At 60.3% G+C, this 15,412-nt stretch carries 11 protein-coding genes and 1 pseudogene; all 12 read right to left on the bottom strand.

Annotated features, from left to right (window positions below):
- Window positions 1-71: 71 nt before the first annotated feature.
- Window positions 72-896 (bottom strand): SDR family oxidoreductase, encoded by an 825-nt coding sequence (locus ACA066_RS04620; protein ID WP_497698305.1) that lies wholly within the window; start codon window positions 894-896, stop codon window positions 72-74.
- Window positions 897-929: 33 nt separating this feature from the next.
- Window positions 930-1,394 carry a multidrug transporter gene (locus ACA066_RS04625; protein ID WP_461951808.1) on the bottom strand — a complete coding sequence of 155 codons (465 nt, stop codon included), beginning with the start codon at window positions 1,392-1,394 and terminating at the stop codon, window positions 930-932.
- A 286-nt stretch (window positions 1,395-1,680) separates the two neighbouring features.
- Window positions 1,681-3,132 carry a mannose-1-phosphate guanylyltransferase/mannose-6-phosphate isomerase gene (locus tag ACA066_RS04630; protein ID WP_497698306.1) on the bottom strand — a complete coding sequence of 484 codons (1,452 nt, stop codon included), beginning with the start codon at window positions 3,130-3,132 and terminating at the stop codon, window positions 1,681-1,683.
- 226 nt (window positions 3,133-3,358) lie between these two features.
- On the bottom strand, window positions 3,359-4,024 hold the full coding sequence (locus ACA066_RS04635) for an alginate O-acetyltransferase AlgF (protein ID WP_497698307.1): 666 nt from the start codon (window positions 4,022-4,024) through the stop codon (window positions 3,359-3,361).
- 17 nt (window positions 4,025-4,041) lie between these two features.
- On the bottom strand, window positions 4,042-5,217 hold the full coding sequence (locus tag ACA066_RS04640) for an alginate O-acetyltransferase (protein ID WP_497698308.1): 1,176 nt from the start codon (window positions 5,215-5,217) through the stop codon (window positions 4,042-4,044).
- An 11-nt stretch (window positions 5,218-5,228) separates the two neighbouring features.
- Entirely contained in the window at window positions 5,229-6,794 is a 1,566-nt protein-coding gene (locus ACA066_RS04645) for an MBOAT family O-acyltransferase (RefSeq protein ID WP_497698309.1), read from the bottom strand.
- Window positions 6,795-7,052: 258 nt separating this feature from the next.
- Window positions 7,053-8,174 (bottom strand): mannuronate-specific alginate lyase, encoded by a 1,122-nt coding sequence (locus ACA066_RS04650; protein WP_497698310.1) that lies wholly within the window; start codon window positions 8,172-8,174, stop codon window positions 7,053-7,055.
- A 7-nt stretch (window positions 8,175-8,181) separates the two neighbouring features.
- Complete coding sequence (locus ACA066_RS04655) at window positions 8,182-9,630, bottom strand: alginate O-acetyltransferase (RefSeq protein ID WP_497698311.1); 1,449 nt, start codon at window positions 9,628-9,630, stop codon at window positions 8,182-8,184.
- Window positions 9,631-9,640: 10 nt separating this feature from the next.
- A complete protein-coding gene (algG, locus tag ACA066_RS04660; protein ID WP_497698312.1) occupies window positions 9,641-11,212 on the bottom strand; it encodes a mannuronan 5-epimerase AlgG in 1,572 nt (523 codons plus the stop codon).
- A 26-nt stretch (window positions 11,213-11,238) separates the two neighbouring features.
- Window positions 11,239-12,713, bottom strand: a pseudogene (locus tag ACA066_RS04665) (alginate export family protein).
- A complete protein-coding gene (gene algK, locus ACA066_RS04670) occupies window positions 12,710-14,212 on the bottom strand; it encodes an alginate biosynthesis TPR repeat lipoprotein AlgK (RefSeq protein WP_497698313.1) in 1,503 nt (500 codons plus the stop codon). The pseudogene ACA066_RS04665 and the gene algK overlap by 4 nt, the downstream one beginning before the upstream one ends.
- 15 nt (window positions 14,213-14,227) lie before the next feature.
- The gene (locus ACA066_RS04675) at window positions 14,228-15,397 is read right to left on the bottom strand and encodes a PilZ domain-containing protein (protein WP_497698314.1); all 1,170 of its coding nucleotides are present in this window, start codon (window positions 15,395-15,397) and stop codon (window positions 14,228-14,230) included.
- Between the last annotated feature and the right edge of the window lie 15 nt (window positions 15,398-15,412).

Here is a 15,412-nt window from a genome sequence, read left to right on the forward strand (position 1 = left end):
CCTCGCTCCTACAGAGAGCGCTGCTTGACCTGTAGGAGCGAGGCTTGCCCGCGAAGAACGATAGCTCGGTCTCAGAGATGCCCACTCAACCCGAATCGCTTCCTCAACCCCGACTCCAGCAACCCTTTCGGCACCAACCCGGCCAACAACGGCATCGCCCGGCTGCCGTTGCCCAAACGAATCAGTCGCGGCGGTTTGCTCTGCTGCACAGCCTTGAGCAAACTGGCGGCAAATTCATTGGCCGGGGTCGGGTTGCCCTGGGATGCGTTGGCCCGTGCCCGAATACCTTCACGCAACGGAAACCACGGTGATTGTTCGCTGATCAATTGCTCGGCCTCAGCCCCGGCGTTCTTGGCAAAACTGGTGTCGATGGCGCCCGGCTGAACCTCCATGACCCGCACACCGAACGGCGCCAGTTCCATGCGCAACGCATCGCTCAAGGCGTGCACTGCCGCTTTCGACGCGCAATACGCGCCGGCAAACGGTGTGACCAACACCCCGGACACACTGCCGATATTCACCACCAGCCCTTTGGCCCGGCGCAGCACCGGAAACAGCGCACGCGTCACGCCGACAATGGAAAACACATTGGTCTCGAACTGCCGCTGCAGGGCCGGCACACCGCCGTCGAGCAACGGCCCCATCGCGCCGTAACCGGCGTTGTTGATCAGCACGTCGAGGCCGCCATGCTGTTGATTGATCTGCTCGCTCAACTGGTCGAGCGCCGCGCCATCGTTGACGTCCAGTTGCACGGCGGTGAAACCGGCCGCCGCCAGAACCGCCACGTCTTCAGCCTTGCGGGCGCTCGCCCAGACTTCGTAACCGGCCGCTTTGAAAGTGTCGGCCAGGGCGCGGCCAATGCCGCTGGAACAACCGGTAATCAATGCAATGGGCATGGCGCATTCCTTGTGCAGATGAGAAAAAAGGGACTAGTCAGAGAAACTACCCTGTAATCGCTCGGCGCGAAACTCTAGGGTTTGCGGGCGATAACCGGGACGCAGCGGCGGCATGGGCAAGCAATCTTCCCAATTCGCCCCCGCCTGCAATTCGCCGGGGCCGCGATAACGCGGCGCAGTGTATTGATTGTCGGCCAGATTGACCGTATCGCCCGGTGCATACGCGGCGATGCGCCAACGCAATTCGGTCAGCGGCACGTCGTTGCCGTTGTTCATTGTCAGCTGCAATGGGCGATCCGCCGGGCAGTGCTCCGGTGCATAGGTGATACGTAATTCTAGACGTGCCAGTTGCTTGACCTCGCGGTTGTCCATCCAGATCACCCAAGTGGCCACCAGACCCAAGCCAATGGCGGCCGCGACCGACACGGGTAAGGCCTTGGCCGGGTAACGCAGCAACAGGATCAGCCAGGTGATGACCAGCAGGACGCCGATGAACATGACGCACAACCTCGGGAGGGGAGAAGGTCATCCTACCTAAGCGCAGGTGAGGTGGCGATGGGCTTGATGTTGGCGGTGTTCTGTCTGGCCTCATCGCGAGCAAGCTCGCTCCCACATTCGATCCCATTTCTCCAGGAAGAACTCGGTCAAATGTGGGAGCGAGCCTGCTCGCGATGAGGCCAGTCGAGGCAACACAAAACACTCAGACAAAAAAAGCCCCCGCCCAACCCGCTGCGGATAGGGAAACGCAGCGTGCTGGACGGGGGCTTTTCGTTTTACTGAACGCTTACTGCGCGATGGTTTTCACCGACACGCCGCGCTCGATTGGGGTCGAACGACCATAGATATCTTCAAACCGCTCGATATCGTCCTCACCCAGATAACTACCCGATTGCACTTCGATGATCTCGAGTGGAATCTTGCCCGGGTTGCGCAAACGGTGAACCGAAGCAATCGGAATGTAAGTCGACTGGTTCTCACACAGCAGGAACACGTTTTCGTCGCAGGTCACTTCAGCCGTGCCGCTGACCACGATCCAGTGTTCGGCGCGGTGGTGGTGCATTTGCAGGGACAGGCACGCGCCCGGTTTGACCGAGATGTGCTTGACCTGGAAGCGCCCGCCCATGTCCACCGAGTCGTAGGAGCCCCACGGACGATAGACTTCGCAGTGGTTCTGGGTTTCGCTGCGGCCCTGTTCGTTGAGGGTGTTGACCATCTGTTTCACGCCTTGGACCTTGTCCTTGTGGGCGATCATCATGGCGTCCTTGGTTTCGACGACCACGATGTTTTCCAGGCCAATCACCGACACCAGTTTGCCGTTGCCGTGGATCATGCAGTTTTTGCTGTCCTGAATGACTACGTCGCCTTTGGTGACGTTACCGTTGACGTCTTTGTCATTCACTTCCCACAGCGACGCCCAGCAACCGACATCGCTCCAGCCTGCAGTGAGTGGTACGACGCAGGCGCGCTGGGTTTTTTCCATCACCGAGTAGTCGATGGAGTTGTCCGGGCAGCAGGCGAAGGTGGCTTCGTCGATGGTGACGGTGTCGGCGTCCTGTTTGCTGCGCTCAAGGGTCAGCAGGCAGGTGTCGTAGATGTCCGGATCGTGTTTTTTCAGCTCTTCGAGGAAGCGGCTGGCGCGGAACAGGAACATGCCGCTGTTCCAGAAGTAACCGCCGGACTCGACGAACTCGGTGGCACGTTTGACGTCCGGTTTTTCGACGAAGTGCGAGACGCGGCTGACGCCTTCCGGCAGCAGCGAGTCATTGGTGGACTTGATGTAGCCGTAGCCGGTTTCCGGTTTGGTCGCCGGCACACCGAACAGCACCATTTCGCCGTTTTCGGCGGCGACAGTGGCCAGGGCCAAGGCGCGTTGCAGGGCTTTCTGATCTTCCAGCACGTGGTCGGCTGGCAGCACCAGCATCAGCTCGTCGCGACCTTCGTTGATCAGCATCATCGCGGTCAGGGCCACGGCCGGCGCGGTGTTGCGGCCGAACGGTTCCATCAGGATGCGCTGGGTTTCCAGCTTACGGTTGCTCAGCTGCTCGTTGACGATGAAGCGGTGGTCTTTGTTGCAGACGACGATCGGGGTGTCCATGCCTTCGAACACCAGGCGTTCCAGGGTTTGCTGGAACAGCGTGTGTTCGCCGGTCAGGGCGAGGAACTGTTTAGGGAACTGCTTACGGGAAAGCGGCCAAAGACGTGAGCCACTACCACCTGACAAGATCACCGGAATCATGTTGTTACTCCTTGAAAATCGTATGGGTCAGAGCTACTGCGTTCTGTCGTTTCACTCTTGTTCTTATTCCGTGTCCCGACTGACACCCCGGTCCCTTGTAGGAGCGAGCTTGCTCGCGATGGACGTCAACGAAAACGCGTGCTGTCTGGATAAACGCGTTGCCCTTGCGTTTTTCGCGAGCAAGCTCGCTCCTACAGGGGGACATGGGTCAGTCCGGGAAAATGTGTTAGCGCGTCGAAACCGGGCGTTTTACCCAGACTGGCGACAGGCTGCTGCCGTTGCCGGTGACGTACAGCACCGCCGCTTCACCGCGTTCCAGGGCAACCGGCTTCACGTCGCCCACTTTCGTGGCGCCATCGTATAGGGCCAGGCTGACTTTGACCGGGTTGATTTCACGCTCGCCACGGCCCTTGGCGGCCACGGATGGCACCACTTCAGTCTTGCCGTCAGCGGTTTTCAGGGTCAGGGCCTTGTCGCTCAGGTTCTGTACGCGAACCAGGGATTTCTGCTTGTTCTTGAACGGCGGCTCTTCGATCAGTTGCGGCGCGCCGCTGGCGTTGTTGACCAGGGTGTAATAGTGATCGCCGGCCAGTTTCACCGGCAGGGTCTGGCTGCCGACCTTGGCGCTGTAGTCGCCGCCCGGCATGAAGCTGAAGTCAGTGCTGGACAGCGGCGCGACTTCGGCCAGGTTGGTGGTGCCGACGGTGGCGCTGACTTCAGCGTTACCGGCGTTGTAGACACGCACGAAGCTCGAGCCTTTCGGTGCGGTCGGGCCGTAGAGCGCGGCGTCACCGGCGAAGGCGTTCATGGAAAGGACGCTGAAGGTCGCGGCCAGAGCAACTGCTTTTAAGGAGCTAGCGGCGAGACGGCGAGGAGTAGTAGTGAAAGTCATGGAAGTACCTCTCTCTTTCAGTTTTGCGCCCGGTCGGGCGTCTCGGATTTAGTGTTTGCGGCTACGTTTTGTTGGCGGGCGCCGGCTTCTTTGAGCTCTGCGACCCACTGTGGGTCGGCGTCGCCGATTTCGTTGTTCACAGGCAGATAACGTTCAGGAAACTCCCAGATCAGCACCTGTGGCGGGCTGTTCTTGAAAGCATCGCTTTTCAGGTAGCTGAGCATCGGCAGAATCGGGCCGTGGCCGTCTTCGGCGTAATTGACCACGTCGCTGTGCAGCGCTTCTTTCAGCGCACCGACGAAGTTCCAGTTCGGGTTGGCGCTGTAGCTGGTGCCGATCAGGGCCACTGGCACTTCGGTGTTGGCGAACAGCGCGTCATCACCGCCAGCCTGATCGTCGGCGACCACGGTGTTGCGTTTCTGCAACGGTTCGGTCGCCGGCATCAGGTTTTCGAACAGCGGATCGAGCGGCAGGAACAAGCGCAGGTCACCCTTGTGGGTCACTTTCTCTGCCGGCTCGGTGACGAAGCGCTGTGGCTCGCCGCTGAGCGGGGCTTTTTCGGCAATGGTCTTGGCCAGGGTCTCGGCGGCGATTTGCGCGCCTTCCGGGGTCCAGTGGGTGTCGGTACGCAGGAACACTTGCTGACCGTCGAGCTTGGCCTTCAGCAGCGGGCCGTACAGGTCGGGCGCGATGATCTTGTTGGCCGCCACACGGGCGTGGAAGTCCTCATAGAGGTTGGCGTGAATGCTCGAAGGCTTCACTTCGCCCAGGTGTTCCGGGTACAGGCGAGTCTTGGCCGGCACGATCGCCATCACCAGTTTCACGCCTTTGGCTTTCAGTTCCTGGCGCACGCCTTCAACCAGCGCGTAGTTGCCTTGCAGGTTCAGTTCTTCGTTGACGATCGGGTTGAATTCCTCATCGCTGTACAACCACTGATCGCGACCGAGCACGACGCCCGGACGACCTTCGTTGAACAGTTTGAAATCCAGCGCGGCCCAGAGATTGGTGCCCAGACGCTTGATCGGGAACTCGTCGTCGTAGTGCGTCTCGACGGCTTTGGTCCAGCGACCGTTGAGCACGGTGGTTTCGGCGCTGGTGTTGAACCCGAGGAAACTGCGCGTGGACCACACGCCCAGCACCAGCAAGGTCAGCAGGAACAGGCCGATGTAGAGAATGCGTAATGAGCGGGTCATGGTCAGATCCCTCAGAACTGGAAGTAAAGGAACGGCGAGAAGCTTTGCGCCGAGAGTTTGAAAATCGAAGCGATGAACAGCACCAGTACCAGCGTGCGCATCACGTAACGCGACCAGTCCGCCGTCCAGTAGGCCGGTTGCACGGTCGCTTCAACGCCGACGGTGTAGCCAGGCTCGTGGATGCTGCCCGGGTTGTCGCCCGGTACGGCTTTGATCATTCCTGGGGTAGCGGTGGCCGGGCCATCGGCCTCGACGTTCACAACAGGCTTGGTCTTCTCAGGCGGCAGGTTGGTGTAGAAGTCACGGATGCCGAAGAACGCCAGGGTCATGTAAGCCACCACCAGAGTTGCCACTTGCAGACCGGTGAGGCTGGCCTGGTTGAGTTCTGACAGCGACCATTCGCCGAAGCTGAACATCGCGCCGTACATACGGCCGGCGACGTGCAGGTTTTCCGAGCGGAAGATCACCCAGCCCATGACAACGAGCAGGAACGTCAGGGCCCAGCGGATCGGGTTGATGCTGCGCGGCGAGGTGTTCAGGCCCAGCGCTTTTTCAATCGCCAGCCACATGCCGTGCCACGCGCCCCACACGATGTAGGTGATGTTCGCGCCGTGCCACAGACCACCGAGCAGCATGGTCAGGAACAGGTTGCGATAGGTCATCAGCGTGCCTTTGCGGTTACCGCCCAGCGTGATGTACAGGTAGTCACGCAGCCAGGTGGACAGGCTGATGTGCCAGCGACGCCAGAACTCGGTGATCGACTGACTGATGTAAGGCTGCTTGAAGTTTTCCATGAAGCGGAAACCCATCATCAGGCCCAGGCCGATGGCCATGTCGCTGTAACCGGAGAAGTCGAAGTACAACTGCGCGGTGTAGGCGAGGGCGCCGAGCCAGGCGTCGCCCGTGGTCGGGTTCTGCAAGGCGAAGCAATGGTCGGCCACCACCGCGAGGGTGTCGGCGATGAAGACCTTCTTGATGAAACCCTGCATGAACCGCGTGGCACCTTCGGAGAACTTGTCGAGGGTGTGGGTGCGGTTGTTGAACTGGTCGGCAAGGTCGCGAAAACGCAACACCGGACCGGCAATCAGGTGCGGGAAGATCGCCACGAACGCCGCAAAGTCGATCAGGTTGCGGGTCGCCGGTGTGTCACCCCGGTAGACGTCGATGATGTAGCTGATGGACTCGAAGATGTAGAACGAGATCCCGATCGGCAACAGCACGTGGGTCAGGATGAACGGCGACAGACCGACCGACGTCATCATCGCGTTGATGCTGTCGACGCCGAAGTTGGCGTACTTGAAGTAGCCGAGAATGCACAGGTCGACGCCCACGCCCAGTAGCAGCCAGCGCTGGGCCGGTTTGGTCCTGACGCCTGCGGCGCCGACTTTGAGGCCGATCCAGTAGTTCCACAGCGTGACGGCGGCGAACAGCGCGAGGAAGTCCACGCGCCACCAGGCATAGAACACATAGCTGGCGATCAGCAGCAGCAGGTTGCGATAGCGTATTCCGCTCAAGTAGTACATGCCGAGAAAGATCGGCAGGAACAAAAACAGGAACACGTTGGATGAAAATACCATCCCGGTCTCTCCATGTTTAACCAACAGTCAAGGGCCAACGGCCCCCCCAAACCCCCCACCGAAAACCGGGGGGCGTAACACACAAAAACTTGCGTCTCGCACAGACCTTGTGGCGAGGGGGCTTGCCCCCGTTCGGCTGCGAAGCAGTCGTAAAACCAGCAAACGCGTTTTGCCTGATTGACCGCGTTGTCGGTTTTTTGGGGGCGCTACGCACCCCAACGGGGGCAAGCCCCCTCGCCACAATGGATAGCTTTAGCCTTAAGACCCTTTGCCTTTCTCGTTGGCCGGGTCGTAGACCTTGGTCAGGTCACCCCCGAGGCGGAACGTCTTGAACGGCTGCATCTCGTGCTTCTTCTCAAGCACATCCGGCGAGCAGGTGTAGAGCGTGCAGAACGGTTCGAGCCAGGCGAATTTCGAGTCGACCTTCAGGTCGGTCATGTCCTGCTCTTTACCGTTCTTCTTCTCGAATTCGTCCGGGTCTTCAACCCCGGCCAGCACTCGATCACCCAGGCGTTTCAGCGCGCCGTTGTTTTCCTGACGCAAGTCCACACCGTTGACCTGAGCGAAACTGGCGATCATCGCCAGCGGCGGCAGGGCGTAGTTGTGGTAGGCGAGGGCGCGTTGCTGGCGCTTCAGTTCGTTCGGCAGGAAACCCTGGGCGTCGACCTGATTGGCGCCGACCTTGTATTCCTTCACGGCCCAGTCGAACAGGTCGCGGCGATTGGTGGCGACGGACGTTGCCATCACCGACCACGCTGCCCAGTACGAGTGGTTGTTGGTTTGTTCCAGCGGCAGGTTGTCCCAGTCGCTGACCACCTGATCGGCCATCTTGCTGAACCAGGCTTCGATCAACTGCGACTCTTGCTGATGGTTCGCCAACGGATGCGAGTCGGAAAACTTCAGGCGAATGTAAGACGACGCCATGCTGCCCAGCGCCCATTTGCGCATGGACTTGCCGGTGTGGTTGAAATCCTTGGACATCAACGCGTCAGCCTTGGCCCACGCGGTCAACCAGTTCAGGGTGCATTCAAGCTGTTCCGGGCGACCGTCACGCATGAACTGCATCACGCGCTTGCTGGTGCCGCGCTCGATTTGGGTGATGCCGGCGGTGCTGTCGCGGAAGGCTTTTTCCGATTGCTTGTTCAGGGTCGAACGCGCCTTGTCGGAGCCTTCGTACTTGCTGCGAAATTGCAGCGAGCCGGTGTACGGCGTCGGCATCGCGTCGCAGCTGGCCTTGAAGTCGCCGGTCTTCACTTTTTCGATCGGCGCGAAGTAACCCTGTGGCGGGCGCAGTGGCGCGGCGGCCTGAGTGGCGCCGGCAAACATGGCCAGGCTCAACAGGGACGGTGCGATCAAACTTTTCAAAGTTCGGGTTTGCATAATTGCCTCATTGCCCGGCTTGAGCAGTTTTCAGCCCAGCACCCGGGAACACGTTGCGTTTGCAGATTTTCGCTTCGACTTTCTGTGGCGCGGCACCTGCTTCAGGGCCCTGGACTTCGACGGCCAGCAGATTCTGCGAGGCCCAGTCTTCGTCCGTGCGCAACTCAAAGGCGAAACGCCCGTCGGTATCGGAGGTTTCCGGTTTATCGATCTTGATGTCCTCGTGGCGACCGTTCATGTACCAGAGGGTGGCTTGCAGGGTTTTCACCGACGGATCGGCGAAACGGATGTCAACCTGGTGACTGCTGTTTTGCAGGTTCAGGTTCTTGCTGTTAACCATCAATTCGTTCTTGCCCGGTTTCAACGTGGCGCTGCCGCTCATCTGTGCATCCTTTCCTTCGCAACCGTTGTCCAGCAACGCCATCATCTGGCGGTAGATGGTTTCCTGGTCGAGGCGATAGAGCGGCGAGAATTCCCAGATCAGGATCTTCGGCGGCTTGGTCTGGAACTCTTCGCTGCCCAGGTACTGCAGCATCGAACCTTCCAGGCCACCGCCGGGGAACGCCACGTTGAGGATGTCGGCGCCGATGGCCTCTTCGAGGAAACCGGCGAAGTTGTAGTTCTTGCCACTGTGGCTGGTGCCGACCAGGGTGATCTCCGGATTGCCGGAGTCACTGAACAGATCGCCATCCGCCGCTTCGCCTTTCGGCTCGGTGGTGAACTGATCCATGTACTGGATCGCGTAGCTGGTGCCACAGAGTTGACCGGCCATATTGTGTAACGTTCCGGTCTTGCCCATGCGACCCGACTTGTGGCTCTCGAATTCGCGTTTCGGAATGCCGGCAAACTCAGGCAGTTGCTTGATTTTCTCGCCGACGATTTTCGCCGTGCGCTGGGCGCCATACGGCGTCCAGTGCTGGTCGCCGCGGAAGTAGAAGTCGTGGGCGGGCAGGGTGTCGGGCAGCGATTCGTTGGTCAGCGGCGACAGGTCCGGCACTACGTAACCCATCTGCTCGAAACGGCCGAGCATGGTCTTGTAGTTCCTCAAGGCCTTGTCGAAATCGAATTTGGCCTTGTCTTCCGGATTGAGCTTGTTGCGGTTCACCAGGCCACGAGTGGGTTGATAAACAACAACGAGCTCCACGCCTTTGCTCTTGAACGCATCGTGCAGTTCTTTCATGCGTTTGTAGCCGGCGGGCGTGGTGTCGAATTCGGTGCGCAAGTCTTCCTGCGTACGGAACAGCCAGTCGCCCTGAGCCTGCACCAGCGTGGTGAAGTTCTGCTGATAACGCGTGGTGTAGTTCTTTGCGTCGTGTGCTTCCGGGCACAGGTTGCAGCACGGCTCGGCGTTGAATGCCGGTGCCTTGGCTTCATCGGCACGGGCGCCGGCGCTGGCCGCGAGAATGCCGGCGGCCAGGGCCGACAGGCTGAGTAATTTGATCAAGTGTGAGTGCATAAAATTATCCTCAGTCCCGCATTTCGGTCTGGCGTTCGACAGGGTCGATCAGCACGGCTTTCTGCTGGCGTACCAGCAGGTCGAGAATTTCATCCTGACGCTCGCCGAGAATCCCGTTGAAGCTGATGCCGCTGGATTTGGTCGGGGCGAGCATGGACACGCGATACAGCTCGACGCTCAACGGCGAGTCGATGGACAGCGGTCCGCTGCCGTTACCGGCGAGTTCGCCGCCAACGATGATCAGCGACACCTGGGCATCGAACGGATCGAGCTTGATGTCGCGGTCGGTGTCGCTCAGGTCCTTGATGTGGCCGTAGACGCCGGTCAGTCCGTTGGCCATGGCCAGGTTTTCGTAGAGGCGGATGTTCACGCTGTTACGAATACGAATGCCGTGACGCTTGTTGCTGATCACCTTGTTGGCCCACAGCAGATTGTCGGCACTCTCGTAGAGGGTGATGCCGTCGGTGTGGTTCTTGTAGATCTCGTTGTAGGCGATGATGTTGTTGACGCTGTTACGGTCGATCACCAGGCCCGACAACTTGTTGTCGTAGCTGCGGTTGTTGAAGATGAAGCTGTCGTTGACCTCACGGGAAATAATGATCCCGTGCTTCTTCTTGGTCCCGTAGACGGTGTTGTCAGCGATGATCAGACCGTGGGAACGGTCATGCGGGTCGATGCCGTAGACGATGTTGTCTTTGTAGGTGTTGCCCTTGACCACGAAGTCGCGGGTTTCGTAGCAGTAGAAGCCGTACCACATGTCCGAGAACTCGGAGCCGACGATCCAGCCGCTCGGTTCAGGACGCTTGAGCACTTTGGCCATGTTCGGCGTGTACTGGGAAACACTCACACCGTACGACTTACTGTTGGCGTAGCCGAAACTGGCGATCTTGCTGTTGGCGATGTAGGTCTGGGTGCCGCCCCAGGACAGCAGGAACGGACGGAATTCCTTCGGTGACTTGAACGTCGCCGGGCCGTTGTCCTTCTCGCGCCAGCCGGTGATCTTGGTATCACGCACAAACAGCTGGCCGTCGTTGACCAGGAACGAACCGGCCTCCTGGGACAGGCGCAGCTCCTGGGTCTGCTTGTCGATTTCCAGGATGCCCTTCTCTCCGACCACGATCGGCAACTTCGCCAGGAACACGCCCGGCGAGGTTTCGCTGAAGTACTGCTTGGGCAGTTTCTTCGCCAGATCCTTGAGGTTCATGTAGCCGTCGTCGATGAAAATCGCCTGCGGGATGCCGTGCTGACGCACCACCCATTCGGCCATTTTGTTATCGCCGCCGATGAAGTCCTTCAGGGCGTTTTCCTGCATCATCCGGCGCACGCTGATCTTGCCGGCCTTGGTGCGCACGATTTTCGCGGCGATGGCTTCGGCGGTGTAGCCGGAGATGTCCGGCAGTTTCGGTTTTTCCAGCTCCAGCGGCGCGGTTGGCGCGCTGCTGACGGTGTAGGTCTTGGCCTGTTGCAATTCCTTGGCCGTGGTCACCGGCTTGACCGGCTCCACATTGGCGAAGCACGCCGAGCTTGCCAGCAGCATCGCGCCGGCCAGCAAGGTCAACGAGCCTCTCTTCGGACTGTTCATGTCAGGAACTCCCTTAGCGGTTCGCATCAGAAGCGCCAGATCACGTCGACGAACGCGCGATGCATGTACGAGTCGACTTCTTTGCCGTAGGCATCGCCCGGCTTGAACACACCGCCACGCAAGCGCACGAGGGCCGACGGTCGTCGATCGACTGGCTCAACGCGGCAGGCAACAGGCCTTGCTTGAAGTATTTGGTGACGACGAGGTCCATTTCCTGACCGAGGTCGTTGCTACCCTCTTTGAGCGGTAACGAGGTGCTCGCGCCACTGCCATCGGTATCGTTATCGACGGCGTTGATGCCGTTACTGGCGACCGACTTGTTGCTGTCGACGCGCCAGAACTTGTGGTAGATCACACTGGCGTCGTATTCGTCGTTGAGCATCCACGAACCGAACAATGTAGCGGACTGCATGTTGTTCATTTCGCCACGGAAGGCTTCGCCGAAACGGTGAACCCGCGAGCGCGTACCGGTGTAGTTCGAGCGGTTGCTTTCCAGGCCGTTCTGTTCGTAGTCGGCACTGGCGCGGGCATAGGCTGCACCGACTTGCCATTGCGGATCGAGGCGCAGGCGCACACCGATGTCGGTCGCCCAGCCGTTGAGGTCTTCACCATGCTTGGCGTCGGTCGGGCGGGTGCCGTTGGCGTTCAGCTCATTCACCGTGTCGGTGTCGCCGCTCATGCCGGTGACGCTGCCCCAGTAATTGACGGTGTTGGTGTTGCGATAGTTGTACGCATCGCTGTCGGCGGTGAGGCCGAGCCAGCTGATGTCGCCGTTCTGTTTCTTGTCCAGCGAGTCGCCGGCCACACCTGGTTCCGGGTAGTCGAGCTTGCCGTCATCGTGGGTGTGATGGCCGCGGATCCCGACCCAGTTGCCCGGCGTCCATTGATACGCCGCATCGGCGTAGAGGTGCAGGCGATCCTTGTCTTTCGGTGCCAGTTCTTTCAGGTCGGTGCGGTATTCGCTGAAGCGTTCGGCGACACCGACGTTGGCGCGCAACAGGGTGGTGTCGAAGGTCCAGTTCAGGGCTTCGATGTTGGTGTCGCGCCATTGGCCGTCGTCGTTGCGCAGGCGTTGGCGACCGAGCTTCAACTGCTCGCCCGGATACGGCGTGAGGCCGCTGTAGCCGACCCAGAATTCGCGCATGGCCAGGTAGTTTTTCTTGGTCTTGCGATCACCGTTGTCGGTGGTCTGGGTGCCGTCGCTGTCGGACTGCTGCAAGGTGTCGGTTTCGATGATGTCGGTGGACGTCACGGCCTGACCCATGGCGTAGGCGCTCCACGCGCCGCTTTCGCCATAGACCCATGGACGCAAGTCGAGACCGACGCCGCTGACGTCGCCGCCACTGGCGGTGCCGAGGTCACGGTCGTCTTCGGACTGGCCGGTGACTTTCACGTCGAGACCGTAGTTCTGGGTTTCGGTCAGGGCCGCCAGGGTTGGACACGACCACAAGAGGGCGAATGACAGGCCGATACCGGCCTTCACGAATGGATTCAACTTCATAGGGATTCCTCGCCGTCTTCTTCTTCCAGGGCATGCAGTTCCAGCGTGTTCGGGCTCAAGGCGCCACGAACGGCCTGTTCTTGTTTCAACAGGCGTTGGGCCTCTTTGATCTGGGCAGGCGGCAGTTGGGCTTCGAGTGTTTGCGCAAGCTCGGTGGCTTGCGGGGTGTTCTGGGCCTTGGCCAATTGGCTGAAGACATAAGCGTTGAGCGGGTCGGGCCGGGTGCCCTTGCCTTGGGAAAACAGCTGGGCGATGGCGAAGTCGGCGCTGTTCTGGCCGTTGCGCGCAGCAGTCAGCAGGTGATCCAGTGCCTTCTGCGAATAGACCTTGCCCAGGTAACCGCGGCGGTAGATCTGGCCGAGGTAGTAATCGGCGGAGACTTCTTTGCCGACGGCTTTCTGGAAATGTTCTTCGGCGACTTTCGCGTCGGCCGGCACCCATTTGCCTTCATAGTAGAGCTTGCCGAGCAACAGTTCGGCGCGCGGCTGGTCAGCGGCACGGCCGTTGTCCAGGTACTTCATCATCTTGTCGACATCGCCGAGTTCCGGGAAGTCGTAGAGCAATTGCGCCAGGCTGACCCACGAAGCGGGGTAGGCGGGGGCGATGCCTTCGAGCAGCGATTGAGCGGTTTTCTCGTCGGTCTTGCCCAGGCTCGCATCGCCCAATACACGAGCAACGCTGTCAACGCGCTGAGCGGAAACGGTGCCGCGGGTATGCGCCGCTTGCATCTGCTTGATCAGCTCGGCCTGCTGTTCCGCTTTGCCTTGTTTCTGGTAAACCGTGGCCAGCTCGACGTAGCAGATGTCGGTGGTGTTCAACGCGGCTTTGCAGATGGTGACGACTTCGTCCAGGTGCTGGTCGTAGGTGCCCTGGGTGCGATAGAGCAGCACTTGGGCCAGGCCCGCTTCCGGTTTGCCTTCGGCGCGCCATTGGCTGATCTGCTGTTGCGCGTTGACGTTCGGGAAACTGTGGGGGTATTGCAGGTACAGCATCGCCAGCGGGATCAGCGTGTTGCCTTCGCCATTGGCCGAGGCTTTTTTCAACAGGCCTTCGGCTTCGTGCTGTTCGGCTTCGGTGGAACCGGGCTTGGCCACCAGCAGGCGACCCAGACGAGCCTGAGCTCGCGGCGAAACGTCGGCCGCGGCGCGATAAGTCGCCTCGGCCTGCTTGACCTGCGCCGGGTCGCGGCTGTCGACCTGGATATCGGCCAGGCCTACTTGAGCCTCGCTGTAACCCAGGTCGGCCAGTTGCTTGTAGTTCTGCTGCGCCAGCGTGGTGTCGCCGCGCTTGAGGGCTTCATTGGCCAGGCGCTGGTCGGGCAGGCCGGCGCAACCGGCCAGGCTTACGGCCAGGGCCAAAGCACACACCGTACCCATGTGGGAGCCAGCCTGCTGGCGATTCAAGCGGCTCGGTACATCAGACAAACCGCGGCGATCCCATCGCGAGCAGGCTCGCTCCCACAGGGACTGCGGCGTATTCGAGATTTTTGTGATGGTCACGGGCATGTCCTCTGCTTAAATACCGGAAGCCATGGCTTTATCGATCAGCCAGTTCAGGTTCGGGCCACGGTCGCTGTTCACTTCAACCGGGCGGCCGGCGAATTTGCTGTCCAGCGGTTCGTCAGGCTGGATCAGCACGCGGATGTCGGACGACAGGTCGGCGCTTTTCAGGCTGGTGCTGCTGACGATCTTGCCGGTGCGGGTTTTGTCTTCGCCGGCAATCTGGAAGCTGACGTTGGTGCCTGGACGCACATCGCCGAACTGGCGATAGGAGAAGCGCGCTTCGACGTTGGCTTCGCTGTTGCGCGGCACCAGTTGGAAGATCACGTCGCCCTTGCTGGCGTACTGACCGTTGGCGACCATTTGCTGGGCCACGGTGCAATCGCACGGCGACGTCAGGGTGCCGGTCATTTGCTTGCCGAACAGTTCTTCAACCTTGGCCGGTTGCAGTTGATTGTCGTCCAGATGGCCCTTGAGTACGTCGAGCATGCTGGTGCTGAACGTAGCCAGCGGTGCGCCTTTGGCGGCAACGCCGTCAGCCTTGATCAGGCTCTGCACGGTGCCGTCGCGCGGCATGGTGATGTTCATGCCCTGCACGCTGACCAGACCGGCCTGCGCATGACTGACGAAGTACATGCCGTACACCGATTTGAAGATGAAACCGAACGCCGCCAGGCCGACGATGAAAATCGCCAGGCTGAAGGTCACTGCACGCAGACGACCGAGCGCGGTCATGCCGTGGCCGCCATCCTTGACCTTGCGCGCCTTGGTGAAGTTGTCGCGCTGCAGGGTCGCCAGCACTTCACCCATGCTGACGATGTCGCCGGCCAGGTGAGAAGTGATCAGGTGGCGCAGGGTCGAGATGTCTTGTGGTTCCAGGTTCTGGAACTGGCAGCCGGCACGACCGGTCTGGCGGTCGAAGGAGCGCACTTGCAGCTCCACGTCCATGGCCAGGCCGAGGTTATCGATGACGAACTGCAGGCGAGCCTTGTACACGTCGCCGATCTTCAGTGGCAGCTGACCGGCGTTGAAAGCCAGGCCGCCAGCGGAGAGGTCGATCACTCGAGCTTCCATCGGGGTCCGGTCCGGACCGAAGAAGCGCAGCTTGGCCGGAATTTTCACTCGGGCGTGTTGGCGCTGGGCTTCTGACTCATGCACTACGTTGGCGTTGACGGCGGTATTCATAGGGGCGATTTCCTG

The organism is Pseudomonas sp. LBUM1651, from assembly GCF_059716135.1.

Bases quoted from the DNA above. Each gene is read 5' to 3' on its own strand.
- ACA066_RS04620 (WP_497698305.1), bottom strand. From the start codon at position 896: ATGCCCATTGCATTGATTACCGGTTGTTCCAGCGGCATTGGCCGCGCC.
- ACA066_RS04625 (WP_461951808.1), bottom strand. From the start codon at position 1,394: ATGTTCATCGGCGTCCTGCTGGTCATCACCTGGCTGATCCTGTTGCTG.
- ACA066_RS04630 (WP_497698306.1), bottom strand. From the start codon at position 3,132: ATGATTCCGGTGATCTTGTCAGGTGGTAGTGGCTCACGTCTTTGGCCG.
- ACA066_RS04635 (WP_497698307.1), bottom strand. From the start codon at position 4,024: ATGACTTTCACTACTACTCCTCGCCGTCTCGCCGCTAGCTCCTTAAAA.
- ACA066_RS04640 (WP_497698308.1), bottom strand. From the start codon at position 5,217: ATGACCCGCTCATTACGCATTCTCTACATCGGCCTGTTCCTGCTGACC.
- ACA066_RS04645 (WP_497698309.1), bottom strand. From the start codon at position 6,794: ATGGTATTTTCATCCAACGTGTTCCTGTTTTTGTTCCTGCCGATCTTT.
- ACA066_RS04650 (WP_497698310.1), bottom strand. From the start codon at position 8,174: ATGCAAACCCGAACTTTGAAAAGTTTGATCGCACCGTCCCTGTTGAGC.
- ACA066_RS04655 (WP_497698311.1), bottom strand. From the start codon at position 9,630: ATGCACTCACACTTGATCAAATTACTCAGCCTGTCGGCCCTGGCCGCC.
- algG (WP_497698312.1), bottom strand. From the start codon at position 11,212: ATGAACAGTCCGAAGAGAGGCTCGTTGACCTTGCTGGCCGGCGCGATG.
- ACA066_RS04675 (WP_497698314.1), bottom strand. From the start codon at position 15,397: ATGAATACCGCCGTCAACGCCAACGTAGTGCATGAGTCAGAAGCCCAG.